Source organism: Klenkia sesuvii (assembly GCF_037083825.1).
Lineage (GTDB): Bacteria > Actinomycetota > Actinomycetes > Mycobacteriales > Geodermatophilaceae > Klenkia > Klenkia sesuvii.
In genome coordinates, this window is the sequence record NZ_JBAPLU010000018.1 from 1 (window position 1) to 25,118 (window position 25,118).

General features: G+C 72.6%; 23 protein-coding genes. 15 read left to right on the forward strand and 8 right to left on the reverse strand.

Annotation, left to right across the window (positions count from 1 at the left end; all coding sequences use genetic code 11):
• Positions 1 to 355 precede the first annotated feature (355 nt).
• The 3 genes from TEK04_RS15800 (at position 356) to TEK04_RS15810 (ending at position 3,054) form a co-directional block, all read left to right on the forward strand.
• Positions 356 to 481 (forward strand): hypothetical protein, encoded by a 126-nt coding sequence (locus TEK04_RS15800; protein WP_336405313.1) that lies wholly within the window; start codon positions 356 to 358, stop codon positions 479 to 481.
• 62 nt (positions 482 to 543) lie between these two features.
• Positions 544 to 1,215: an arsenate reductase/protein-tyrosine-phosphatase family protein gene (locus TEK04_RS15805; RefSeq protein ID WP_336405314.1), complete on the forward strand. Its 672-nt coding sequence runs from the start codon at positions 544 to 546 to the stop codon at positions 1,213 to 1,215.
• Positions 1,216 to 1,284: 69 nt separating this feature from the next.
• Positions 1,285 to 3,054 carry a DUF5635 domain-containing protein gene (locus tag TEK04_RS15810; protein ID WP_336405315.1) on the forward strand — a complete coding sequence of 590 codons (1,770 nt, stop codon included), beginning with the start codon at positions 1,285 to 1,287 and terminating at the stop codon, positions 3,052 to 3,054.
• 1 nt (position 3,055) lies between these two features.
• On the opposite strand, the gene TEK04_RS15815 is transcribed toward TEK04_RS15810, so the two are convergent.
• Entirely contained in the window at positions 3,056 to 4,156 is a 1,101-nt protein-coding gene (locus tag TEK04_RS15815; RefSeq protein ID WP_336405316.1) for an LCP family protein, read from the reverse strand.
• 277 nt (positions 4,157 to 4,433) lie between these two features.
• On the opposite strand from TEK04_RS15815, the gene TEK04_RS15820 reads away from it, so the two are divergent.
• Positions 4,434 to 5,099, forward strand: a complete 666-nt coding sequence (locus TEK04_RS15820; RefSeq protein WP_336405317.1) for an arsenate reductase/protein-tyrosine-phosphatase family protein — start codon at positions 4,434 to 4,436, stop codon at positions 5,097 to 5,099.
• Positions 5,100 to 5,225: 126 nt separating this feature from the next.
• Entirely contained in the window at positions 5,226 to 6,365 is a 1,140-nt protein-coding gene (locus TEK04_RS15825; protein ID WP_336405318.1) for an Abi family protein, read from the forward strand.
• 15 nt (positions 6,366 to 6,380) lie between these two features.
• Here TEK04_RS15825 and TEK04_RS15830 read toward each other — a convergent pair whose 3' ends face one another.
• A complete protein-coding gene (locus TEK04_RS15830; RefSeq protein ID WP_336405319.1) occupies positions 6,381 to 6,764 on the reverse strand; it encodes a hypothetical protein in 384 nt (127 codons plus the stop codon).
• Between the two features lie 112 nt (positions 6,765 to 6,876).
• Between TEK04_RS15830 and TEK04_RS15835 the strand changes: the two genes are divergently transcribed.
• The 9 genes from TEK04_RS15835 (at position 6,877) to TEK04_RS15875 (ending at position 15,185) form a co-directional block, all read left to right on the forward strand.
• Positions 6,877 to 7,302, forward strand: coding sequence for a hypothetical protein (locus TEK04_RS15835; RefSeq protein WP_336405320.1), 426 nt, complete (start codon positions 6,877 to 6,879; stop codon positions 7,300 to 7,302).
• A 3-nt stretch (positions 7,303 to 7,305) separates the two neighbouring features.
• Entirely contained in the window at positions 7,306 to 7,884 is a 579-nt protein-coding gene (locus tag TEK04_RS15840) for an arsenate reductase/protein-tyrosine-phosphatase family protein (RefSeq protein WP_336405321.1), read from the forward strand.
• A gap of 214 nt (positions 7,885 to 8,098) precedes the next feature.
• The gene (locus TEK04_RS15845; protein WP_336405322.1) at positions 8,099 to 9,577 is read left to right on the forward strand and encodes a sugar transferase; all 1,479 of its coding nucleotides are present in this window, start codon (positions 8,099 to 8,101) and stop codon (positions 9,575 to 9,577) included.
• Positions 9,578 to 9,641: 64 nt separating this feature from the next.
• Positions 9,642 to 9,803, forward strand: coding sequence for a hypothetical protein (locus TEK04_RS15850; RefSeq protein ID WP_336405323.1), 162 nt, complete (start codon positions 9,642 to 9,644; stop codon positions 9,801 to 9,803).
• Between the two features lie 179 nt (positions 9,804 to 9,982).
• Complete coding sequence (locus TEK04_RS15855; RefSeq protein ID WP_336405324.1) at positions 9,983 to 11,464, forward strand: sugar transferase; 1,482 nt, start codon at positions 9,983 to 9,985, stop codon at positions 11,462 to 11,464.
• A 130-nt stretch (positions 11,465 to 11,594) separates the two neighbouring features.
• On the forward strand, positions 11,595 to 13,016 hold the full coding sequence (locus TEK04_RS15860) for a hypothetical protein (RefSeq protein WP_336405325.1): 1,422 nt from the start codon (positions 11,595 to 11,597) through the stop codon (positions 13,014 to 13,016).
• A gap of 34 nt (positions 13,017 to 13,050) precedes the next feature.
• The gene (locus TEK04_RS15865) at positions 13,051 to 13,608 is read left to right on the forward strand and encodes a GNAT family N-acetyltransferase (RefSeq protein ID WP_336405326.1); all 558 of its coding nucleotides are present in this window, start codon (positions 13,051 to 13,053) and stop codon (positions 13,606 to 13,608) included.
• Positions 13,609 to 13,618: 10 nt separating this feature from the next.
• Entirely contained in the window at positions 13,619 to 13,825 is a 207-nt protein-coding gene (locus TEK04_RS15870) for a hypothetical protein (protein ID WP_336405327.1), read from the forward strand.
• A gap of 40 nt (positions 13,826 to 13,865) precedes the next feature.
• Entirely contained in the window at positions 13,866 to 15,185 is a 1,320-nt protein-coding gene (locus TEK04_RS15875; RefSeq protein WP_336405328.1) for a UDP-glucose dehydrogenase family protein, read from the forward strand.
• Here TEK04_RS15875 and TEK04_RS15880 read toward each other — a convergent pair whose 3' ends face one another.
• From TEK04_RS15880 to TEK04_RS15900, 5 genes are all read right to left on the reverse strand, one after another.
• Positions 15,186 to 16,250 carry an LCP family protein gene (locus TEK04_RS15880; protein WP_336405329.1) on the reverse strand — a complete coding sequence of 355 codons (1,065 nt, stop codon included), beginning with the start codon at positions 16,248 to 16,250 and terminating at the stop codon, positions 15,186 to 15,188.
• Positions 16,251 to 16,406: 156 nt separating this feature from the next.
• Positions 16,407 to 17,261 carry a hypothetical protein gene (locus TEK04_RS15885; RefSeq protein ID WP_336405330.1) on the reverse strand — a complete coding sequence of 285 codons (855 nt, stop codon included), beginning with the start codon at positions 17,259 to 17,261 and terminating at the stop codon, positions 16,407 to 16,409.
• A gap of 30 nt (positions 17,262 to 17,291) precedes the next feature.
• Positions 17,292 to 20,663 (reverse strand): GNAT family N-acetyltransferase, encoded by a 3,372-nt coding sequence (locus TEK04_RS15890; RefSeq protein ID WP_336405331.1) that lies wholly within the window; start codon positions 20,661 to 20,663, stop codon positions 17,292 to 17,294.
• A 29-nt stretch (positions 20,664 to 20,692) separates the two neighbouring features.
• Positions 20,693 to 21,451 (reverse strand): polysaccharide deacetylase family protein, encoded by a 759-nt coding sequence (locus TEK04_RS15895; protein WP_336405390.1) that lies wholly within the window; start codon positions 21,449 to 21,451, stop codon positions 20,693 to 20,695.
• Between the two features lie 26 nt (positions 21,452 to 21,477).
• Positions 21,478 to 22,947, reverse strand: coding sequence for an oligosaccharide flippase family protein (locus TEK04_RS15900; protein ID WP_336405332.1), 1,470 nt, complete (start codon positions 22,945 to 22,947; stop codon positions 21,478 to 21,480).
• A 262-nt stretch (positions 22,948 to 23,209) separates the two neighbouring features.
• On the opposite strand from TEK04_RS15900, the gene TEK04_RS15905 reads away from it, so the two are divergent.
• Positions 23,210 to 24,253, forward strand: coding sequence for a cellulase family glycosylhydrolase (locus TEK04_RS15905; protein WP_336405333.1), 1,044 nt, complete (start codon positions 23,210 to 23,212; stop codon positions 24,251 to 24,253).
• Between the two features lie 18 nt (positions 24,254 to 24,271).
• Here TEK04_RS15905 and TEK04_RS15910 read toward each other — a convergent pair whose 3' ends face one another.
• Positions 24,272 to 25,069: a hypothetical protein gene (locus TEK04_RS15910; protein ID WP_336405334.1), complete on the reverse strand. Its 798-nt coding sequence runs from the start codon at positions 25,067 to 25,069 to the stop codon at positions 24,272 to 24,274.
• Positions 25,070 to 25,118 lie beyond the last annotated feature (49 nt).

The following is a 25,118-nucleotide window of genomic DNA, read 5'->3' on the forward strand; positions in this document are numbered from 1 at the left end:
CCTACCACCGCCGACGAAGGCAAGCCGGCCTGGGTCGGTTGACCCCCATCGAGTTCGAGTCCATCATCACCACACCGGCTACACAAGCCGCGTGACCCCGACTGTCACCTATCCGTGCAGCAGTCCCCGATGACGATCGTTCTTGCTTGGTCGCCTGCGCGGAACGGAGATTGCGGACCGCCGATCCTGGCAGCGAAGTTGCGTCGGCGGCATTGTCTTCGCTGATCCGATCTGCGCCTTTCATGACTCATTGCAATCGGGGGTGTAGTCCGGATCTGAAGTCGCCGGTCTCGAGCAGGCTTACGGCAACACCACCAAGGACCAGCTGGCCCAGACCCGCGCCACCATCGACCGGGTGGGAGGCAAGACGTTGGGCGTCGTCCTCAACATCGTGCCGCCCAAGGCCGAGGTGACCTCGGCGTACGGGTACGGCTACAACTACGGCTACGAACCCGATCCGGCGGCGCCGGACACCAGCTGATCCGCAGCTGACTCCCCGATCGGCTCCCGGCCGATCACGCTGCGCTGGGGGAGGATGACCCAGTGGCACGGCACTGGTCCCCGAACCCCGTGTTCACCGTGCTCTTCGTCTGCACCGGCAACATCTGCCGCTCCGCCATGGCCGAGCGCCTGGCCCGCGCCTACCTCGACGAGGCCCTCGGCGACGACGCCCACCGCATCCAGGTCGTCAGCGCCGGCACGCACGCCGTCACGGGCGCCGGCGTCCACCCCGACAGCGCCACCGTGCTCGAGGGCTTCGGCGGGGACCCGGGCGGCCACGTCGCCCGTCAGCTGCTCGACGACATGGCCATCGACGCCGATCTCACCCTGGCGCTCACCCGCAGCCACCGCCGCGCCGTCCTCAAGGTCGCCCCGCGTGCCCTGCAGCGCACCTTCACCCTCCGCGAGGCGGCCGACCTCGTCGCCCTCGTCGACCCCGACACCGCCCTGGACGGCGACGACCTCGCCGAGCGCTGCCGCAGCCTGGTCAAGCGGATGGCCGCCGCCCGCTCCCGCCGTCCCTCCGACGCCGGTGACGACATCACCGACCCCATCGGCCGGCCGCTCGAGGTGCACCAGGAGGTCGCCGAGACCATCGCCGCGTCGCTGATCCCGCTGCTCGCGCGTCTGACGGCTCTCCGTCCCGTCCCCTCGGCGTCCATGGACACGCCCGATGACGACGGCGGCACGCCGCATCTCTACCTCGTCAGCTGACGCAGGCGGGTGGCCCTGTTGTAGATTAGCGAGTCATTAATCTACAACTTCTTGTGTGCCAGGGGGTCGGTGTTGTCCTTTCTGCCGTCGATGGACCTACTCCGCGAGCGGGATGAGCTCCGCGCGCTCGTCGACGTCGTTCTGGACAAGCTCTCCCGCGGTGAGCGGCCGGACGACATCGAGCGTCAGCGCGTCGACCTGAAGGAAGAGGCGGGGCGTCGAGGGGTCGGAGGAGTGCTCCTGCCGGGCCAGGCGCACAACCTGGCGGCCGCAGCGCACCTCGCGGACGAGGTTGCCTGCTTCGCGAACACGCTCGGCGGGGGAGCGCTCGTCCTCGGGGTCGAGAACAAGACCGGCGACCTCCTGGGAACGGCACTCGACCCGGACTGGCTACGGCGCAGCATCTACGAACGGGTCGACCTGGCTCCCGTCGTCGAGGAACGAGTCGTCAGCGGCACGAGGCTGTTGATCATCTACGTCGCCATGGCTGGCGAGCCCGTCGAGGACACCGGCAACCGCATCCGCTGGCGGGTCGACGACTCGTGCGCACCGGTGGACCGCGCCGAGTGGTGGGTGCACCGCCAGCAGCAAGCGGGGTACGACAGCATGGCCGTGTCAACGGGACGCACACTGGCGGACGTCCCACCGGGCGCGATGGTCGCGGTGCGTCGCTACTTGGTCGGCGAGGTACCCGCAGAGACCGGGCGCGGCGACTCGCCGGCCGACGTCCTCCGCAGGCTCGGGGTCCTCCAGCCCTCGGGCCGGCTGACGCAAGCGGGCGCGTTGGTGTTCTGCGCGGGCGAGCACACGCACCTGGAACTGACCGTGCTCGACGTCGAGGGTGGCGATGTGCTCGCCGCGCCCGACGACCTGTCGCACCTGAGCCTCATCGAGCAGTTGGCCGAGATCGAGGGTCGGCTGGACGGGCAGAACACATCCATCACCCTGCGCGGATCGTTCGCCGAGCGCCCAGTGCGGCGGCTGCCCCCGACAGCCGTTCGCGAGGCGGTGCTGAACGCATTGGCCCACCGCGACTGGATGACCCCCGAGCCCGTACGGCTGGTGTGGGTCCAGCAGGACTCATCGTTGACGGTCATCAGCCCCGGTGGGTTCTCCGGCGGCATCACCCCCGAGAACCTGCTGACCCGCCGCTACGCCCGGCATCCCGCCTTGGCGGACCTGTTCCGGGCGCTGAGCCTGGTGGAGAAGCAGGGGCTCGGCGTCGACCGCATGGTCCGGGAGATGGTGTCGCTGGGGCACCGTCCACCGGTGATCGTGCAGGAGGAAGGGCCAGTCGTCCGGGTCCGGCTCGTGGGCGGGCAGCCGGTCGTCCCGGTCATGGCTCTCGCCGGGCGCATCGAGCCGAAAGCGCGCCGACGAGACGTCCGGATCGCCCTCATCGTGGACACGTTGCTCCGTCGGGCCCACGCCACCCCGGAGCACATGGCCCACGTCTTGCAGCGGACCTCGGCGGAAGCGCTCGAGGCGCTCGAGACCGCGGCGGAGTGCCGCGTGGACGCCGAACCCCTCGTCGAGCAGTACAAGGGAGTGTGGCTGCTGTCGACCGCCGCGATCAGGGTACTCGAGAGCGCAGGTCCCGCAGCGACCCGACCTGGCCGGACGATCCTGACCTACCGGCGTCCCGCCGACCCGGTCGCCGTGGTGCGGGACTGGCTGGCTGACAGTCCGAAGATCACCAGCGGCGACCACGCGCGCTTGACGGGCATCACCCAGGTGGGAGCGCTCAACCAGCTGAACCGCATGGAGGAAGCGGGATACCTCGTCCGTGGCGACGGCAAGGGCAGGAACGCCCACTTCCTGCGCGGCCCGCAGCTCTGATCTACCGAGGCGTCGCCGGCAGCGCCTCGTCGGCGAACTCGTCGGCGTTCTGGCCGAGTGAATCGGTCTGCAGGTAGCCCCACATGCGGTCACCCGTCGCCTGGTCGAGGTAGACCACGCTCGCCGCGCCCTCGGTACCCGTGCCGAGCACCGGCGCGGTGAAGAACTCCATGCCCGCCGGCGTCAGGTCCCGCGCCGACAACGCCAGCTCCAGCAGGCCACCGTTGCTCAACGAGTCGTCCACCGCGATCGAGCTGGTCACCGCCTGCAGCACCGAGTCGATCTGCCCCACGCTGTCGAACGTGCCGGCGTCGAACAGCTTGCCGAACATCGAGCGCAGGTAGTTCTGCTGCCGCTTCACCCGGTCGAAGTCCCCGCCGGGCAGGTCGTACCGCTGACCCACGTACCAGCGGGCCATGTCGCCGTCCAGGTGGTTCAACCCGGCCTCGAAGGTGTACGGCCCGTTCTGCGTCGTCTCCGCCACCTGTACGTCGACCCCGCCCAGCTGGTCGGTCATCGAGATCAACCCGTTGAAGCTGATCGCGGCGAAGTGGTCGATGCGCACCCCGGTCAGGTTCTCGACCGTCTGGATCAGCAGCCCCGGCCCGCCGAACGCGTACGCGGCGTTGATCTTGTTCATTCCGTACCCGGGGATGTCCACCCACGAGTCGCGGGGGATCGACACCACCTGCACGTGCTCCCGGTCGCCCGACAACCGCGCCAGCATGATCGCGTCGGAGCGCTGGTCGGGCAGCTCGCCGTCCACGACCTCGGCCCGGGTGTCGGACCCCACCAGCAGGAACGTCACCGGGTCGGCCACCACCGCGGCCGGCTCGGCGGGCGTCACGGGTGCCGGGCGCTCGGCCTCGTCGATGTCGTCGAACACGCCCTCGACCCGGTCGACGTTCCCGGCGTACCGGTCGGTGAGGAACAGCGCGCCGCCACCCACGCCCAGGGCCAGCACCAGGGCGAGCACGCCGAACCCGGCCAGGAGTCGACCCAGCGGCGAGCGTCGCCGGCCGTGAGGACGGCGCGGTGCGGCTGCGGGGTCGTCCTCGTCGCCGAACAGGTCGTCGGCGTCGAGGTCACCGAACCTGGTCACGTGCCGCTCCCGTCCCCGTCATCGGCCCGAGGGTAGAGCCTCGACCGGCGCAGACGGCCTGCTCGGCGCCCGCGGACCCGGGGCGGTGCGGTGATCGTTTGGCACCATCGCACACCCCGGACCCTCGCGGATGGCGCCATCTGACCGTGGCGGATGGGGCGGGTGGGACGGACGGGGCGGGGTGGATTCCGGCCCGAGAAGTCCGCCCACCTGAACACAAAGAAAGCGTGTCGTCACACGTTGTGAACGAACGGTCCCTAACGTTCCGGCCGTGCGCGTGACCTTCGTCTGTACCGGGAACATCTGCCGCTCCGCCGTCGCCGAGCGGATGACCCGCCGTGGCCTGCAGGACTGGCTGCCCGGGGACGCCGACCAGATCGAGGTCACCAGCGCCGGCACCGCCGCCGTCGTCGGCTCGGCCATGCACCCGGCCTCCCGTCGCGCGCTCGAGCTGCGCGGGGTGCCCGGCAAGGGCCACGTCGCCAAGCAGCTCACCGAGGAGACGGTGGCCGGCTCCGACCTGGTCATCACCATGACCGAGGAGCAGCGCGCCGCCGTCCTCGCCCTCTACCCCCGCGGGCTGCGCAAGGTCTTCACCCTCCGCGAGGCGGTCGGCCTGCTGCGCACCCTGCCGCCCGTCGTGGCCCCCATGGGCGCCGACGGCGAGGCGCACGCCCGCGCCCTGGTGGCCCTGCTCGCCGACGCCCGCCGCAACCGCGTCACCGAGCCCGGCCAGGACGACGTCGCCGACCCGATCGGCCAGCCCGCCCAGGCCCACGTCGAGGTCGCCCAGGCCATCGAGAAGCGGCTGGGCCGCCTGCTGCGCGCCCTCGTGCTGCCCGAGTTCGCCGCCGAGCTCTGGGCCCCCGCGCCGGTGCTGCAGTCGGTCGAGCGGGTTCAGTCCTCGTCGAGCTCGTCGTCGTCGGTGAAGAACGCCGCCTGAGTCGGCTGGAGGATAAAAAGAGGAGCCCCAGGCGCATGCCTGACGGCAGAGGCGGGTCTGGGGCGTTAGGCGGTACGGTACCCGAGGAGCACAACAGGCGCCACCCTCAACGGCCGGAGGTAGCGAGTGTCGAGCCCGCAACCGTCGCCTGCGCAGGCGGAGACGTGGTTCTCGCGGTACCGCTACCGGCACTACCTCAACGCCGCCAACGGGCACCACGGCACCGCCATCGACCTGTACCACTGGAACACCGAGGTCTCGGGTGCGTGGATGGAGGTCTTTGCCGCTCTGGAAGTCGTTCTGCGGAACGCCGTCGATGCGACCTTGACCCAGCTTGAAGTGCCGGCCACCGCTCGCATGCGGCCCCACGACGGATGGTGGTTCGGCGATAGCACCATCTTGACCGAGAAGGGGCTCGCGGTGTTTCGGGCCACACGCGACCGACTCCGAGTGCCAGAGCAGGGAGACCGCGACAAAGTTCTTGCGCAACTGAGCTTCGGTTTCTGGTCCGGACTCTTCGGGCCCGAGTACGACGAGCTGTTCCGGCACCACCTCAAGAACACGTTCTCGGCCCGTCCGGACAAAGGGTTCGAGAGAAAGTCGGTCAGCTCGCGGCTCGAAGATCTCCGCAAGCTGCGCAACTCGGTAGCCCATCACCAGCCCGTGCACCGTCAGCCCCTGGCGGAGCTGCACGAGCAGGCACTCGAACTCATCGGATGGATCGACCCGGACGCGCAAGCTTGGACCGAGTCGTGGAGCAGGGTTCCCGATCTGCTCTCTCGTCAACCGGGGCCGGTTCCTCCACTGGCGGTAGTGGTACCAGCTGCTGAGGCCTGGCCTCTGTACCAAACCGTGGCGGCGTACGTCTGCCAGCCCGGCCGCTACTTCCAACCGGTCAGCCATGTCGCCTTCTACGCCGGCGGAGCCATCCAGCCGCAGGTGGCCAAAATCGTCGATCGCATGGACCACGTGCCTTGGACGCCGCAGGAGATCAGCCGACTGAGGGCAACGAGGCACCCACGCGACCTTCGGCTGGCACATGTCATCAAGGCCGCCCGATCTGCGGGCTGGACCGGTGACCAGTACCAGGTATTCCTGCTCACCTCGGACTCAGATCCGCCCGGCAGCGGCCACGTATCACTGGCTTCGCAGGTCGAACACGGCCGCCGCGGTCGAGGGAGCGCTTATGTGCAACGCCAGCGCTACGTGGCTGTCGATGCACTGGAGCAGGCGACTACGACGTCCGACCTGCCGGCTTGGCGTTAGAGCGCGAGGTGACCGTCAGTCCTCGTCGAGCTCGTCGTCGTCGGTGAAGAACGCCGCCTGAGTCGGCTTGCTCGACCGGATCGGCGTCGCCGGCCGCACCGGGGCGTCGTCCTCGGGCGCCGGCTCGTCGGCCGCGGCGAACAACGGCGCGGGCGCGGCGGGGGTGAGCGCGGCCGACCGCACGACGCCCGGGCGCACGTCGGTGCTGACCGTGAACCGCATGCGGCACGCCTGGCACACCTCGCGGTAGGCGACCTTGGCGTCGAACCGCGGGTTGAGCACGTCGCGCAGCCGCTTGCGGTAGCGCGACGACGTGAGGATGAGGGGGCCGCCGCCGCAGTGCGGGCACGGGATCTCCGTGCTGCCGATGATCGTCCGCTTCCGCTTCCTGTCCGCCACGGGTCCATCGTGGCCTGTGACCCTGAGGAACGTCACCCCTACGGGTTGCGGCGACGCGTCGTTTCCGTCACGCAGATTGAACCGCTCGCGTCTCACCGGCGAACATGTCGTGATGGCCGACGGGGTGAAGGACCGGGTGCGGGTGGTGCTGCCCCGCGCGGCTGTCGGCTGCCCGCGGTGCGAGCGCGAGGAACTGCGGCTCATGCGCTCGCGCGACGTCCGGTCGGGCCTGTCGCGGGTCAACCCGTTCTGGGACGCCCACGAGAAGGTGTACGAGCGCTGCCGGGTCTGCGGGTTCCGCCGGGCCGTCTCCGGCACGGCTGCGCGCGAGGCGACAGCTGAACCCGCCACCGGGCCGCGCCCCGTGCTCACCGCGCTGGGCTGGACCGCCGTCGTGCTCATGGTCGTGCTCATCGCCGTGCTCACCACGGTGCTCGCCGGCATGCTGCTGGTCGTCTCGGTCTGGCTCACCGTGGCGGTGCCCCTCGTGGTGCTGCTGCTCGTGGTCGGCGTCGTCGCCGTCGCCCGGCGCGGCTGAGCCGTGCACGTCCTCTTCGTCTGCACCGGCAACATCTGCCGCTCCCCGCTCGCCGAGCGGCTCACCACCGCCTTCGCCGCCGAGCTCGGCACCGACGAGCTGACCGCCGGCAGCGCGGGCACCGGCGCCCTCGTCGGCCACGGCATGGACCCCGACGCCGCGCGAGCGCTGGCCGACCTCGGGGGCGACGACGAGGGCTTCCGTGCCCGCGCCTTCACCCCCGCCCTCGCCGACGCCGCCGACCTCGTGCTCACCCTCGAGCGCGGGCACCGCTCCCTGGTGCTCGAGCGCGCCCCGCGGGCGCTGCGCCGCACGTTCACCCTGCGCGAGGCGGCCGCCGTCCTGGCCCTGCTCCGACCCGACGAGCTGCCCACCGCGACGGCGGTGCACGAACGCGGCACCCAGCTCGTCGCGGCCCTCGCCCGCCGGCGCAACGCATGGCGGGGGAGCAGCGGGGCCACCGACATCGCCGACCCCTACCGGCGCCCGGCCGACGTGCACCGCCAGGTCGCCTCCGAGATCGCCGGGGCACTGCTCCCGCTGCTCCAGGAGGTCGGCGGCCTGCGGGTGGCGCCGCACTGAGCAGACCCGCCGGGGTGGGGTCAACCCGGCGAAGGTGACGAGACCACCTGATCAGGTTGCGTCGATGTGACGAATCGTCGCCAGTACCTGTGCCGTGCGTTACAATGGGTTCAGTTCGGGACCGTCGCCCTCTAGCGTCGTCACCTGATCGGGGGAACGGACCGCGCGGCCAGCACGGGCACCGCACACCCGCGGAGCACACGGGGGAGTGCTGGTGCAGACGCTCGGGGCCGACACCACGACCGCCGCGACCGCCACCGCGGCGGCACCGGGCCCGTCGGCCACCGAGGCGCGCCGGTCGTGGCAGACCACCTACGTGCGCGCCGTCGTCCTGGTCGACCTGCTGTGCGCCCTGGTCTCCGCCCTCGTCGGGTACGGCGTGCGGTTCGGCCCGGCCTCGCTGGACCACGTGCCGTTCTGGGTGGTCGTCGCCTTCCCGCTCACCTGGGTCGCCGCGATGCTGGTGGCCCGCAGCTACGAGCAGCGCTTCCTGTGGCTGGGCGCCGAGGAGTTCCGGCGGGTGTTCTTCGCCGCGATGCTCATGCTCGCCGCCGTCGGCACGGTGTCGTGGGCGTTCAAGCTCGAGCTGGCCCGCGGGTTCGTCGTCGTCGCCCTGCCGCTGGCCACCGTCTCCACCCTGCTCGCGCGGTACCTGCTGCGCTCCCGGGTGCACCGGGCCCGGTCCCGCGGCCGCTACGTGCAGACCGCCGTCCTGGTCGGGCACCGCAACGGCGTCGGCGCGCTCAAGGAGCAGATCCAGCGCGAGAAGTACCACGGCTACGCCGTGGTCGGCTGCCTGCTGCCCGGGGGGCAGCACCTGCTCCCCGGAGCCACGTTCGACGGCGTGCCGGTCCTCGGCGGGTTCGACGACGTCGCCGACGTGGTCAACCGGCACCAGGTGGACACCGTCGCCGTGCTGCCCTGCCCCGAGTTGGACGGGCCGCGGCTGCGCCGGCTCGGGTGGGAGCTGGAGAAGACCCGGGCCGAGCTGCTGCTGGCGCCGGCGGTCACCGAGATCGTCGGGCCGCGGGTGCGGATCCGGCCGGTGTGCGGGTTGCCGCTGCTGCACATGGAGAAGCCCGAGCTGCGCGGCGTGCGCCGGCTGGCCAAGGAGACCACCGACCGCACGGCGTCGGCGCTGGCGCTGCTGCTCATGCTGCCCGTACTGCTGGGGGTGGCCCTGGCGATCGGCGTCTCGAGCCGGGGCGGGGTGTTCTACCGGCAGCAGCGCGTCGGCCGGGACGGCCAGGTGTTCTCGATGCTGAAGTTCCGGTCGATGGTGGCCGGCGCCGACGCGATGCAGGACGTGCTGGGTGCGGCCAACGACGGCAACGGGGTGCTCTACAAGTCCAAGGCCGACCCGCGCGTGACCCGCATCGGCCGGGTGCTGCGGCGCTACTCGTTGGACGAGCTGCCGCAGTTGCTGAACGTGGTGCGGGGGGACATGTCGTTGGTCGGCCCGCGGCCGCCGCTGCCCACCGAGGTGGAGCGGTACGGGTTCGACATGCACCGGCGGTTCCTGGTGAAGCCCGGCATCACGGGGCTCTGGCAGATCAGCGGCCGGTCTGATCTGTCGTGGGACGACTCGGTGCGCATCGACGTGCGGTACGTGGAGAACTGGTCGCTGACGTTCGACTTCATGATCCTGTGGAAGACCCTCGGCGCCGTCCTGCGCGGCTCCGGCGCGTACTGATCCCGCCCCCGACCCGCTCATCCGGGGGATCAAGCTCGGGGTCGGCGGTGTCGATGAACCCGGCGTGGTCATCGCCCTCATGGTCGGCTGGTTCGTCGCCGGTCTGCTGCTCGCCCTCTTCGTCGGCGCCGCCGTGCGCATCGCCGAGGCCCGGGGCGCCTGGCGCCTGCCGGTCGCCCCGCTCGCGGGCGATGTCCCCTGCGCGGGGGACGTCACGCGGGTCTGACCTGCACCCTCGGTCCAGGATTGGTGACTTCTCGTAGCGGCACGAGCAGGGCGGGACAGGTTGCGTACAACGAATGCGATACCCCGCAGTTCCGACTCCTAGGGTCGTGCGCGGATCTGGCACGGGGGCTGGGTCCGACTCGTCCGACCTGCCCCCGTCACGGCCACGACGGGGGATGCATGACGGGGACGGTCGCGCCGCAGCACGGCGACCGCGGACTGTTCACCACCGCGCGGCTGCGCGGCCCGGGCACCGAGGCCCGCCGCACCTGGCAGACCACCTACGTGCGCCGCGTCGTCGTCGCCGACCTCCTGTGCGCGCTGGTGGCCGCCGTCGTCGGCTACACCGTGCGCTTCGGCCCGGGCTCGTACGAGCACGTGCCGTTCTGGATCGCGCTCGTCCTTCCCATCGCGTGGGTCGGCGCGATGCTGGTGGCCCGCAGCTACGAGCAGCGCTTCCTGTGGCTGGGTGCCGAGGAGTTCCGCCGGGTGTTCTTCGCCGCCACCCTCATGCTCGCCGCCGTCGGCACCGTGTCGTGGGCGTTCAAGCTCGACCTGGCTCGCGGGTTCGTCGTCGTCGCCCTGCCGCTGGCCACCGTCTCCACCCTGCTCGTGCGCTACCTGCTGCGGGCGCGGCTGCACCGCGCCCGCGGACGCGGGCTGCACCTGCAGACCGCCGTGCTCGTCGGGCACCGCAACGGCGTGGCCGCCCTGAAGGAGCAGATCGAGCGGGAGAGGTACCACGGCTACGCCGTGGTCGGGTGCCTGCTGCCCGGCGGCCACGACCTCCCGCCGCAGAGCCTGTTCGCCGGGGTGCCCGTGCTCGGCGGGCTCGACGACGTCGCCGCCGTCGTCCGCCGGTTCGAGGTGGACACCATCGCCGTGCTGCCCTGCCCCGAGCTGGACGGGTCGCGGTTACGCCGGTTGGGCTGGGAGCTGGAGAAGACCCGGGCGGAGCTGTTGCTGGCGCCGGCGGTGACCGAGATCGTGGGGCCGCGGGTGCGGATCCGGCCGGTGTGCGGGTTGCCGCTGCTGCACATGGAGAAACCCGAGCTGCGCGGCATCCGCCGGCTGGCCAAGGAGACCACCGACCGCACGGCGTCGGCGCTGGCGCTGCTGCTCATGCTGCCGGTGCTGCTCACCCTCGCCGCCGCCGTCGGGCTCACCAGCCGCGGCGGGGTCTTCTTCCGGCAGGAGCGCGTCGGCCGGGACGGCCAGACCTTCTCCATGCTGAAGTTCCGCTCCATGGTCGCCGGCGCCGACCGGATGGCCGACCACCTCGCCGGGGACAACGACGGCAACGGCGTCCTGTTCAAGCAGCGCACCGACCCCCGCGTGACCCGCATCGGCAAGGTGCTGCGCCGCTACTCCCTCGACGAGCTGCCCCAGTTGCTGAACGTGGTGCGGGGGGACATGTCGCTGGTCGGCCCGCGGCCGCCGCTGCCCACCGAGGTGGAGCGGTACGGGTTCGACATGCACCGGCGGTTCCTGGTGAAGCCGGGGATCACGGGACTCTGGCAGATCTCGGGTCGGTCGGACCTGTCGTGGGACGACTCGGTGCGCATCGACGTCCGGTACGTGGAGAACTGGTCGCTGACCTTCGACTTCATGATCCTGTGGAAGACCCTCGGCGCCGTCCTCCGCGGCTCGGGCGCCTACTGACGCCACCCGTGGGGCCCGTGGTGCTCCGGAACGAGGAAGGCCGCCCGGGACGGTGCCGTTCCGGTTGCTGCCCGCCGATGGGACGCACGACCCCGCCGAAGAAGCCGGCGGCGTGCGAAGGAGAACCCCTGTGGCGCTGTCGCGTCCCCGCACCACCCGCCGCGTGCTCCGCGGCTCCGCCCTCGGCCTCGGCCTGCTCGTCGCCGGCGGCGTCGCCGCCCCGGCCGCGCTGGCGATGGAGGACCCCACCGTCGACCCCGCCGCCGGGACACCCGAGGAGCTGTCACCGGCCCCGGCCCCGCTCCAGGCCGTGCCCGCCGCCGCCGACGGCCACGAGTACGCCGCACCGCTGAGCGGCGGGTTCGGCACGGGCAAGGACTTCGAGGTCCAGGTGGGCGCCCACGGCCCGGTGCCCCGCGACCTCGACCTCTCCGGCGCCGTCTTCCGGGCCACCCCCACCCCGAGCACCGGCGTGCTCTACGAGTGCACCACCGGCACGCAGGGCGCCTGCTCGTTCCGCTCCACCAGCGGCGGGTACCCCCGGTTCGCCACCGCTGTGCAGTCCAACGCCTTCCTGCCGGCGGGTGACTACGTGCTCACACAGGTGTCGGCCTCGGCGGGGCTGGCCCGCAACCCGGGATCGGCCACCTTCACGGTCTGCACCTCCCCGGGCTGCGGCCCCTGGGGCGGGACGACCGTGCCGGTCGGCGTCGACTCGCTGTTCCGCACCTCCCTGGTCACCACCGTCACCGACTCCGCCACCGGCGCGCCGGTCGCCTGCGCGGGCTTCGAGCTCAGCGGGCCCGACTACCCGCACGACGACGTCCGCGCCCCCGAGGTCACCTCCGGCGGCGAGGTGCCGGCCGAGTGCGCACCGGCCGCCCCGCCGGCACCCGAGACCACCGCGCCCGAGACCACCGCGCCCGAGACCACCGCGCCCGAGACCAGCACGCCCGAGACGTCGACCCCGACGACCACCCCCGCCGACGAAAGCTCGCCCAGCTCCTCGGCGCCCGCCACCGACGACGCGACGAGCACCGACCCCGAGGCGGTCGTGCCGCTGGGCTTCGCGCGCGGGGACGACGTCGCCCTCGGCTCCGGGGTCAGCGACGCCGCGGGCCGCATCACCTTCACCGGGTTCTTCCTGCCGGCCGAGGGCTACCTGCTCACCCCCACCACCATGCCGGCCGGCTACACCCCCGACCCGGCCGGCGCCTTCGGCGTGGTCACCACCCCCCAGGAGGCCGCCGCGCGGACCCCGGCGGGCGTCGCGCGCACGGTGACCAACCCGCTGGCCGCCGGCAGCGCGCCCCCCACCACCACGCCGGACGTCGCCGGCGCCGCGCCGTCGGGCCCGCCGTCCGACTCACCGGCGCCCGCCGCCCCGGCCACGCCGTCGGCGGCCTCCCCGGCAACCACCGGTGCCGCACTGGCCGCCACCGGCTCGCCGGTGGTCCCGATGCTGCTGGTCGGCACCGGCCTGGTCGCCCTCGGCGGCGGTGCGCTGGCCATGGGCACCCTCGCGCGGCGCCGTGCCCACCAGCGGGTCTGAGCCCCGCGGCTGGTGGGCCCGGTACCGCCACCCGGTGGCCCCGGGCGCACCGGCCCGGGCCACGCTGACCGGCGTCGACACCGACCAGTACCCCTTCGGCAGCGTCGTCGACCAGCCCGACGGGCGCCGCCCGCCGTCCTGGACGCTCTCGGTGACCCACGACGAGGACGGCGGCCGGGTGCACGAGGTGCTGGTCAACGTCCCCGGCGTCCCCCTGCTGTGGTTCGTCGAGGTGGCCGAGCCCGACGCGGAGACCCTCCTCGCGTTCTCCGACGCCCGGTACCCGCACGGCGCCGTGCTGACCGCGACCGACGCCCGGGCCGGCGGCGTGCGCGGCGAGCAGCAGGTGGCCGCCGTCCGGTGGTGGACCGCCACCGGGCTGGTGCACCAGATCTACGTCGCCCCGCAGCACCGCCGCCGGGGCGTCGCCACCGCACTCGCCACGGCCGCCTTCGGCGTGCAGGCCGCCCGCGGCCGGCCGCTCCTGCACGGCGACGGACGGCGCACCGACGACGGCGAGGCCTGGCGGGTCGGGCTCACCGCCGGCCAGCAGCACTGGTTCGCACCGTGGTCGCAGAGGTTGCCTCGATGACCCCGGAGGGATGACTCGACTCCACTTCCCGGTCGCCGCTGCCGACTACACCACCACCATGGACACCACCGCCGTCACCCTCATCCCGGCCCTGCTCGCGCCGCCGGCCGGCGCCTGCGCGGCGTTCCCCGCGCACGGGCGCACCGCTGTGTCCGCTCTCACGGCCGGGTTGCTGGTCCGTGCGGTCCCGACCCCCCGGGCGCGCGCCGCCGCCTGACAGGATCACCCCCGTCCGGTTCGTCGGCGGCGGGGGTTCCATGAAGATCTCGGTGATCGGGTGCGGCTACCTGGGTGCGGTGCACGCCGCGTCCATGGCCCAGCTGGGGCACGACGTGGTCGGCATCGAGGTCGACGTCGCCAAGGCCGAGCTGCTGGCCTCGGGGCGCACCCCCTTCCACGAACCCGGCTTCGACGAGCTGCTGACCGACTCGCTGGCGTCGGGCCGGTTGCGGTTCTCCGCGACGATGGCCGACGCGGCCGGGTCGCAGGTGCACTTCGTGTGCGTGGGGACGCCGCAGAAGCGCGGGGAGTACGCCGCCGACCTGCGGTACGTGGAGTCGGCGACGGAGTCGCTGCTGGAGGTGCTGGCGCCGGGTGAGCTGGTGGTCGGCAAGTCCACCGTCCCGGTGGGGACGGCGGCGCGGCTGGCCGAGCTGGTGACCGGGAAGGTGCCCGGGGCGCTGCTGGCGTGGAACCCGGAGTTCCTGCGCGAGGGCTTCGCGGTGCAGGACACGCTGCACCCCGACCGGCTGGTCTACGGCCTGCCCGCGGGCGCGGACGGGGAGACCGCCCGGGCGCTGCTGGACGAGGTGTACGCCTCGATCGTGGCCGACGGCACCCCGCAGGTGGTGACCGACTACGCCACCGCCGAGATGGTGAAGACGGCGGCGAACTCGTTCCTGGCCACCAAGATCTCCTTCATCAACGCGATGGCCGAGCTGTGCGAGGCCACCGGCGCCGACGTGAAGCAGCTGGCCGACGCGATCGGCTACGACGACCGCATCGGGCGCAAGTTCCTCAACGCCGGTCTCGGGTTCGGTGGGGGTTGCCTGCCTAAGGACATCCGGGCGTTCATGGCCCGGGCCGGGGAGCTGGGTGCCGACCAGGCGCTGACGTTCCTGCGCGAGGTCGACAACATCAACATGCGGCGCCGCATCCGCATGGTCGAGCTGGCCCGCGAGGTCTGCGACGGCTCCCTGCTGGGCAAGCGGATCGCCGTGCTGGGGGCGGCGTTCAAGCCCGACTCCGACGACATCCGCGACTCCCCGGCGCTCAACGTCGCCGCCCAGCTGCAGCTGCAGGGCGCCACCGTGCGGGTCACCGACCCGGCGGCGGGGGACAACATCCGCCGGTCCTGGCCGCAGCTGGACGTCGTGGACACCGCGGAGGAGGCCGCGCACCGCGCCGACGCCGTCCTGGTGCTGACGGAGTGGAAGCAGTTCCGCGAGCTGGACCCGGTCGCCTTCGGGGACGTCGTCGCGCGCAAGGCCGTGCTCGACGGCCGGCAGGCCCTCGACCGCGATGCGTGGGTCGCCGCCGGCTGGTCCTACCGCGCCCTGGGGCGACGCGCCGGCTGATCAGTTGACGACGTCGCCCAGGGCCTCGTCGGCGAACTCGGCGGCGTTCTGGCCCAGCGAGTCGGTCTGCAGGTAGCCCCACATGCGGGCGCCCGTGACGTCGTCGAGGTAGACCACGCTGGCCGCGCCCTCGGTCCCGGTGCCCAGTACCGGCGCGGTGAAGAAGTCGATGCCGTCCGGGGTGATGTTCCGGGCGGAGAGGGCCAGCGAGAGCAGGGTCCCGGTGTCCAGGGAGTCGTCGACGGCGATGGAGCTGCTGATCGTGGTCAGGACGGAGTCGACCTGCGACAGGTCGCTGAAGGTACCGGCCGCGAAGAGCTTGCCGAACATCGCCCGCAGGTAGTTCTGCTGCCGCCTGACCCGGTCGAAGTCGCCACCGGGCAGGTCGTAGCGCTGTCCGACGTACCAGCGGGCCGCGTCCCCGTCGAGGTGGTTCGGCCCGGCGGTGAAGGTGTACGGGCCCCACGACGTGGTGGTCGGCACGTCGACGTCCACGCCGCCGAGGGCGTCCGTCATCGAGATGAGGCCCTCGAAGCTGATCGCCGCGTAGTGGTCGATGCGCACCCCGGTGACCTGCTCGACAGTCTGGATCAGCAGGGCCGGTCCGCCGTACGAATACGCTGCATTGATCTTGTTCATCCCGTACCCGGGGATGTCGACCCAGGAGTCCCGGGGGATGGAGATGACCTGCACGTGCTGCCGGTCCCCGGACAACCGCGCAACCATGATCGCGTCGGAGCGGGCATCGGGGAGCTCGGTGCCGGTCACCAGTTCCCGGGTGTCCGACCCCACGAGCAGGAACGTGACCGGGTCGCTGGGCACCGGCGCGACAGGGCTCGCCGGGGCCGGCCGGTCACCGTCGTCGAGCGCGTCGAACACGTCACCAGCCGACGCGATGCTCCCGGTGTAGCGATCAACCAGGAACCAGGCGGTCCCCGCCAAGGCCACCGCCAGCACTGCCGCCAGCGCGCCGAGCGCGATCAGCGCACGGCGCACGGGGCTCCTGCGCCGCCGGCGCACCGTGACGGTGGGGCGGGCCGAGCGGTCGAGCTGGTCGTCGTGCATGGCTCCCCTGTCTGGCCGTCGGACGGACCATAGGCCGCGCCGGGAGCCTGCGAGCCGTGCCGACCGCACCGGTCACCCACACGGATGAGGCAAGGGTGCGTGGAGCCGGCACGCGAACGGGCCGGGGCCCGGGTCCCACCCCGCGGCCCCGAGCGATCAGCGCGACCGGACGGCCGCGCCCACCGCCTTCAGCTTGCTGTAGCCGGACAGGGCGCCCAGCTTGAGGCGGTCGCGACCGTTGCGAGCGCCCGGCGCCTGCGGGGACAAGCCGGCCTTGCGCAGCCGCGCATTGAGCTCGTGGAGGTCGGCCTCGTCCTTCAGGGCGCGGGTGCGCCAGGTGACCGACAGCGAGATCGACAGCCCGGGGCCGTTGAGCACGGTGTGCGGGGTGTAGGGCGGCACGTAGATGCCCATCCCCGGGTCGAGGTGGTGGGGGGTCTCGTCGACAGCCGGACTGGCGAGGTTGCGGTGGCCCCCGGACAGCAGACGTTCGGCCTCGCTCTGCCGCGCCTGCGGGCTCTCCCACCGGCCGGTGACCATGATCTTGGTGCCGTAGACCTGCAGCAGCACGTTGTGCTCGTGGTCGATGTGCGTGGGGGTCACCGAGTTGGGAGCGGAGAGGAAGATGAACCCCTCTCGGCCGAAGGCCTGACCAGGTCCGGAGACCAGCTCCTCGATCTCGTCGAGGCAGGAGTCCAGCAGCCGCGAATACCGGACATCTTGCTCGACGTTCTTCAGGACGACCCAGGCACCGTTGTCCTCGATGCCGGTGACCAGGTCGTGCACCGACAGGTCCAGCTTGGGGGCGTTGCCGCCGGCCAGGACGTGGGGGAGGGCACCCACGTTGTGCTCGACCGACGACTCCGGGAGGGCAGCCGCCAGGTCAGCCAGGGCCGGCAGGGTCAGCAGGTCGTGCGACCTCAGCTGATGGCTGACCTCCATCGGTTCACCCGTGCGCCCGGCGGTCCGGAGGGCGTCCTTGGAGGTGGGGTCCAGGTCGAGCAAGGTCATCGGTGTTCCTCTCGTGTCGTGGTCAGGGTCTTACCGGTGGCGGTGGGTCGTCAATGCCTTCTTCACCCGTTTGAGCTGCTCCAACGCCCGGTGCACGTCGTGCGCGTGGTTGACCGCCCATCGCCCGGGGCCGCCGTCCAGCGCTACGAGCAGTGAGGCCAGCCGGCGCCGGTCAGGGTGCATCCGGTTGGCCATGGCGTGGTCCTCAACCGCGCAGGAGTCGACGTACCGGGCGCCCGACGAGGCGAAGGCATCGACCTGGTCGAGCTGCAGCAGGAGACCGGGGGAGAACTCCGCGAGCGCTTCGTCGTGCGCGATCTTGAAATGGAAGAGGCCGTCGCCGGACCGCAGGTTGCACGCCATCGCCACCGGGCGGCCCTCGCCACCCCGCAGAGCCAGGATCTGCAGGTCCCCCGCCTCGGCCATGGCCAGACAGCCGGCTCGGAAGAACTCGGCGTGGCCCTGTTGCCGCTGCAGCGCGCCACCGGTGCGGCCCTTCCAGCCGGATGCCTCCAGGTCGAGGAAGGTGTCCACGGCGGGTGCTGCACCCACCCGGTCGTCGGCCGAATTGCCTTCCGAGAGGGAGACCAGGTCGGCGACCGCCAGCCCGGCCACGGCCTCGCCCAGGCGACGACGCACCCGCCGCAGTTCCTTGCGTCGGCGTCCGCTCAGCGGAACGGGGACGGTCCCGTCAGGACGACGGACCGTCCAGGCGCGGTCGACCTGTCGTGCCCGCCGGGCCGGGCCGCCCCCCGCGAGGACGACGGCGGCCTCGACGTCGTCGAGGACCTCCGGGTCGCAGTCCTCGAGCACCAACCACGGGGCGACCCGCTGCTCACGCAGATGGGTGAGCACCGCCCGCCAGACCTGCGGGTCACCGACCCGGTCGACCAACGGCGTCCCGAGGAACATGTTCGCGTGCAGCCAGGTGCGCACCACCCGCACGGGCACGCGGCGCCAGTGCCGAGCCACCTGCACCATCGTCAGCAGCCGCAGCGCGCGGCCGTCGGTGTCCTCGACGAGCAGCAGCCGCACGTCCTTGGTGTCGGGCAGGTGGTCCAGCGCGGCCAGCGCCAGCTCCGGACGCAGGAAGGGGTTGGCCACCGCGGCGCGCCCGGCCAGCTCCGCCCACCGCTGGACGAGGTCGTCGTCGACGGCCGAGCGCGGGACCAGGCGGACCCGGAGCCTGCCGGCACCCGGGGGGCCAGCTGCTGGGTGGCTCCGGGCTGCAGATCGCAGCACCCCGTCCAGCTCCTGGGCACAGGTGGCTGCGTCGGGGTGGTCAGCGCTCCGCCGCCGCGCCTCGGCTGCGAGGCGGCCACGGAGCTGGGGGTCGGAGAGCTGACCCAGTGCGCGGGCGAGGTCCTGCGGGTCCGCCGGCAACACGACACGGCCCGCCTCGTCCCCCGCGCGGCCCGCGGCCGGACTGCCGGTGACGGTCACGACCGGGGTACCGGCCACCATCGACTCCATCGCCGCGCCCCCGAACCCCTCCTTCCCCGGGCTGCGCCGTCCCGCCGGCCGGGTGAGCATGGCGGAGGCGTCGAACGCGGCCATGAGGGTCGGTGCCGAGGGGACGCTGCCGAGCAGGTGCACCCGATCCGCCACGCCGAGGTCCGAGGCCATTTGACTCAACCGCGCACCCTCGCCCGGGGTGCTCGGGTCGTCCTCACCGAGGACGACCAGGTGCCAGCCGTCCGCGTCGTCCAGGCAGAGTGCCCGGACGGCGTCCTCGACACCCTTGTAGGGCACCAGCCGGGTGGCCATGCCGAGCCACAACTGGTCATCCGGCGGAGTCCTTCCGTGGTCGCGCAGCTGGTTCCGTGCTGCGGCACGCCCAGCTGGTCGGGACGCCGGTCGTGGCGGCACGACGACGACCCCGTCGGGCCTGCCCACCGGCTCCAGGACGGCAGCGTCGGTGCCCACGACGGCCGTGGACAACCGGCCCAGTGCGTATGCCAGCACGCGGTCGTAGGAGTGGTCGTGCTTGACCCACACGCTGGGTACCCCGGCCATGCGCGCAGCGGGTGCGGCCAACAGCTGCGCCTTCACCCCGTTGCCCAGGACGACCGCCGGCGGCCGGCGCCGCCACCGCCGGGCCAGGCCGGGGACCGCAGCGAGCACGGCCAACGGGGACGGACCCACCGGCCGCACGGTCGTGGGCACTCGACGCGAGCGCAGGGCGTCGGCGAACGGGCCGGCCTGCAGGACCGTGGCGGCGACCTGCCGTCCGGGGAGCTCGTCGAGCATCGCCAGCAGCCAGTTCTCACTGCCGCCCAGGACCCCGTGGGCGGCCACCACCTCGATGCGCTGCCCGCCGGACGCCGCGGCGAGGGCAGCGGCCTCGTCGACGGCGGTCGCCGCGGCGAGCTGGGCTCTCCGGTCGTGGTGCTGCTCCACCCACTGCCGCCCGGCCCAGCCCTCGGCCTCGCACCTCCCGGGGTCGAGCAGCCGGGTGGTCACGGCCGCGGCCAGTGCTGGACCGTCCCCGCGGGGCACCACCGCCCCCCCGCCGGATCTGCCGACCGCCGAGCTCCCGTCGACGTCGGTGATGACCACTGGGCGGGCCGTGGCCATCGCCTCCAGGGAGGTCAGCGACAGGCCTTCCCACCGGGACGGCAGCACGACCACGTCGGCGGCCCGCAGCCAGGTGGCGACGTCGTCGCTGGCGCCGCGGAGCTCGACTCCCGGTACGGCCCGCGCCGACAGCCCCGGGCCGTCGGGGCCGTCACCGACCAGCACCAGGCGGGCGGCGGGTACGGCCCGGCGCACCGCGGGCCAGGCGTCGAGGAGGTCGTGCTGACCCTTCTGCCGGTGCAGGCGCCCGACGCAGACGACCATGGGGCCGCCCGGGAGCCCGAGTCGGAGGCGAGCGGCGACGCGGTCGGCGGTGTCCGCGGCGCGGTGGTGGTTGAGGTCCACACCGTTGTCGACGACGACGGCTGGTCCTCGCACGCTCGCCGCGTCCGCAGACCGGGCCTCCTCGGCGGCGACGAACAGCACCCGATCGGTCCAGCGCAGGGCGAACCGCTCCCAGCTGCGGACGAGGCGGGCCATCGTGGGGCCCCGGCCGTTCCACGGCGCCGAGTGCGGCTGGTGGACGGTCGGGGTGTTCCCCCGGACCACCCACCGGCCGGCGAGACCTGCCTTGGCCCCGTGCAGGTGCACGACATCGGGGGCGACCCCGGCGATCAGGCGCCGCAGCGAGTGCACCTCGAGGGGCAACCGCGCAGACGGAGCAGGGCCGGCCTGCCAGGCCGCGACGCGGACGGCCGGGTGGAGCAGGTGGGCGACCTCGGAATCGGGCGGTGCGGCGACGGTCACCTCCCACCCGCCCTCGGCTTGGTGGTTCGCCAGGGCCGCCACGTAGCGCGGAACACCCCCGGTGATGGGTTCGGCCACGTGGATGATGCTGCGGGCCGGACGACTGCTCACCGGAGCCGCCAGGTGACCGTCCTGGCGGCCCGGGACAGCGCCGGCACGCGCCGTGTCGCCCGCCAGGCAGTCCGGAAGAACGGGGCGAGCTTGATGCGGAAGGCGGTCAGGGAGTCCCCCGGCTTGACGTCGACGCGGTCCACGCTGAAGTCGTCGCGACCGTCCTGCAGCGAGAAGGCGAGTTCGTACCCGGCTGCGGCCACCGCCCGTGCGGACCGGTCGTCCCACCGGCCATAGGGGTAGGCGAACGTGCGGGGTGGGGAACCGATTAGCTGGGCGAGGAGTTCGCGGGAACCGGCGGTGTGCGCCCGCAGGCTCTCGTCGTCGCTGCCGACCACCGTGCTGTGGTCCCACCCGTGCGAGCCCAGGGCCATTCCCCGTGCCGGCAAGTGGGCCAACTCGTCCGCGGTCAGCAGTGCCCCGTCGGGCTTGTGGGTCTCGTCGACCGGCGGGGCGGCGTCGCCCAGTGACAGCCCGGCCGAGACGTAGAGCACGGAGGGGACCCCCTCCTCCTCCAGCACGGGAGCGCCGATGTCGAGGACCGACCGCATGCCGTCGTCGATGGTGATGAGCACCGACCGCCCCGCCGTGGGGGCACGGCGCTCGAGCAGGTACTCCTCCTCCGTCAGGAAGCGGTAGTCGCGGCGCTTCAGCTCGGCGATCTGCTCCCGTAGACGACGCAACGGCAGGAGCAGCTCGTGCGGATCCTGGTCGAGGTCCAGTGGTTCGTCGGCGGCGGTGAACCCGTGGTACATCAGCACCAGCGGACCCCGTGGGCGCGTCACATCTTCCTCCGGATCAGGGTGGCGATCAGGTCCAGCTGTTCGGACGCCCACCGCCTGGCGACCACGGCGTAGGCGAGCGCGTACACCACGGCGCCGAGCACGATCTCGGGGAGCACCGGGAGACGGACGACGACCAGGGCGACGACCATGACTGCCGAGGCGCTCGCGGCCACCCAGATCGCGCGGACGAGGTGGACGGCCCCGATTCTGCGCCGGAGCAGCATCCACGCGACCAGGACCTCGACCAGGTAGGACACCGTGGTCGTGGCAGCGGCGCCTTCGCCCCCCAGGGACGGGATCAGCAGGAGGTTCAGCACCACGTTCACCACGAGGGCGGTCCCTGCCGAGATGAGCATGGACGACGTGAGCCTCCGGGCAGCGAGCGCAGCCATGAGGAAGTAGGCCAGCGCGAAGAGCATGGGCGCCGGGGCCAGCAGGACCAGGATCGTGGCCGACTGGTCGATGTAGCGCTCGCCGTAGAGCAACCCGATGACCTGGGGGGCGAGGACGGCCGCTCCCGCGGCGAAGGGCAGGTAGACGGCGGCGGCGGCGGCACTGGACAGCTGCAGTCCTCGGCGGGTCGTCGTCGCGTCGTCGTCGGCGCTCATGACCGGGAAGACGGCGTCCTTGAGCACCCAGGCCACGAAGAGCACGGTCTCGACGAGCCGGTAGGACACCGCATAGGCAGCGACGGCGCGTTCGCCGAGGAACAGCTGCAGCAGGACCGAGTCGATGCGGAAGAGGGCCACCAGCACCAGGCCTGTCACACCGGTCGTCAGCGTGGCCCGCCATAGCTCGGTCAGGCCGGCCGTGCTGACCGACGATGGCCGCGCCCGTACCCCGACCCTGCGCAGCGCCAGGAAGTGCATGGTCAGGCCGACGAGCGACCCGGTGAGGATCGCCACCGCGGCCAGCAGCAACCCACCACCGCTGAGCAGGGTGCCCACCACGGCCGCGGCGGTGACGCTGCGCTGGACCACCAGTGCGCCGGCCATCCCCGCCTGCCGCTGCCGGGCCACGGCGGCTTCGCGCATGGTGTGCGAGAAGAGGTCGACGGCGGTGGACACCAGCACCAGGGCGAAGGCCACCGCCGTCGAGGTGGCGCCGCGGATGGAGAACTCGACGCCGATGGCGGCGCCGTAGACCACCAGTGCGGCACCCACCTGCCAGACCAGTGTCTCGGTGTAGGTGCGCTCCAGTGCCCGGTGGTTCCGGCTGCCCCGGGTGACGATCGCGAAGTCGAATCCCCACCCGGGCAGAGCCGAGACCAGCACGCCGAGAGCCAGCGCGTAGGACAGCGCGCCGAAGTCCTCCTGAGCCAGGACCCTGGTGGCGACGACCATCCAGATGAAGGTGGCGCCCTTGCCGAGCACCTCGGCGGCGAAGTTCACCGCGGCGTTCACCGCTGTGCGCCGTGAGCGGGAGGTGACCGGGGGTGCGGCGGTGACCTCGTCGTCGATCTGCATCCGCCCACCTCTCGTCAGATGGTCGACGACCTCCGCGGGCCGGCCCGCGGGGGCGGCGTGGTCCGACCAGTCGGCATGACGCTAGGTGACGACGATCCGCGCTGCCACCCTCGTGGCCGCGGCCCCGCCCCGAAGGGTGAACACCACTCGTATCGTCGAGCCGGGAGCGCTCGACGAACGGGGGATCGGCATGGGGGCCAGGGGTGGCCGGGCGGGCCGCGCAGCGCGCGGTGGCACCACTGCGGGCACGATGCTGCTGTCGGTGCTGCTCCTCGCGTCCCTCGTGGCCGGGTGCGCCTCCTCGGCCGGCACGCCGGCGGCGCAGGGAGGACCATGCACCGCCCCGGTGCTAGGCGCGCAGTTCCACGGGCTGTGGTCCGACTACGACGACGCCACCCGGGAGCAGGTGCTGGAAGAGCTGGCGGCCAGCGGAGTGCGGTCGGTACGCCTGGACGTCTCCTGGGCGGCACTGGAGCCTGCCCAGGGAAGCTTCGACCGTACCGAGACCGCCCGGCTGGACGACGTCCTCGACCAGATCGACGCCGCGGGGCTGGAGCCCGTGGTGATGGTGTGGTTGACACCAGCCTGGGCCAACGACGGCCGCGGTCAGCGCGCTCTCCCCGACGACCCGGCCAGCATCACCGGCTTCGCGCGCTGGGCAGCCGACCGGTGGCGACAGGTCACCGCCTGGCAGGTGTGGAACGAGCCGAACAGCGAGGACTTCCTCGTCGGGGCCGACCCGGTGGCCTACACGGCCCTGCTCCAGGCCGCGTACCCGGCGTTCCACGAAGGCAACTCCGCGGTACGGGTCGTCTTCGGCGGCACCCAGTACCAGGACGCCGACTGGATCGAGGCGGCCTACCGGGCCGGCGTACGGGGGTCCTTCGACGTCATGGCCACCCACGGTTACCAGGCGGTGGGCGATGAGCCACCCACCTCCCCGGACGACGGCACGCCCTACCGCCTGACTGCCGTCGGGCGGGTCCACGAGGTCATGGCCGCGAACGGCGACGGAGCCGTGCCGATCTGGTTCACGGAGTTCGGCTGGAGCTCGTTCGCGACCCGGCCGGGTGCCGAGCCCCTCGACCGCGGCGTCACCCGCGACCAGCAAGCCCAGTACCTCATCAGCACCCTGCAGGAGCTCGAGCGGCGGTTCCCCTACGTCGAGCGGGCCTACTGGTACAACGAGCGCGACCGCGCCACAGGGGACCCGCGGCTGGACAACTACGGCCTGCTCGAGCGGGACGGCAACCCCAAGCCGGTCGCCACAGCTGCCGCGACGTGGTCGGGCGACTGCCGGGCCTGATGGATCGGTCGGCGACCGTCAGCTGCGTCGGGTCCTGCCGACCGGGGGCACCCAGCGGCGTTCGCCCGTACGGGCGGACGGGGCCGCCTGGACCACGGCTCCGGCACCCAGAGGACGACGGGGTGGTCGACCGTCGTCCCCGACGAGGGGAGACCACGCATCCCGGTCGGCGGGGTCGTCCTCCTGAGCCGGTGAGTCGGGGACGACGGACTCGTCCGGGGTGTCACCCGATGGCCGCGCGGGTGCCGGCGGCGCGGAGGCGGGTTCCTCGGCGCGTGCTCGGGCCGGAGCCCGCCCCGCGCGGGGTGAGCGCACTCGGTCCGCGATAGCCACCGCTGCGAGGGAGAGCACGATCGCCGCGACGACCGTGGCGGCGATCTGGATCAACCGGGGCGGAGTTAGCTCCGCTGCCCGGTCGGTGGCTGCCGAGGACAAGTCTGCGGTGATCAGGTCGTCGTCCGCGGCCTGGTCGACCAGGAACGCTGCGGCGCTGTTCGCGGCCCGGACGGCTTGGTCGCGGTTGGGCAGGGTGACCTGGATGCGGAGGTTGCCGGTCCCCGCCTCGAGGGTGGCGGTGATGTTGCCCGCGAGCGCATCGCTGTCCAGGTCGCCGGAGATGTCCCTGGCGATGGCGTCGGCGGAGGCATCGCTGGCGACCACCACGGCGTACCGCTGGGCGACGAGCGCGACGGTGTCGGGTGCGATCGCAGCCTCCGCGCGGGGGGTGAACGAGACGACCGCGTCGCTGGCCCAGTTCTGCGGCGAGAACAGCGAGTAGGCGCCACCTGCCAGCAGCACCACCAGGAGCACCGACACCCCCCACACCCAGTGTCGTCGGGCGGCACCCGCGAACGACCGCGGCGAG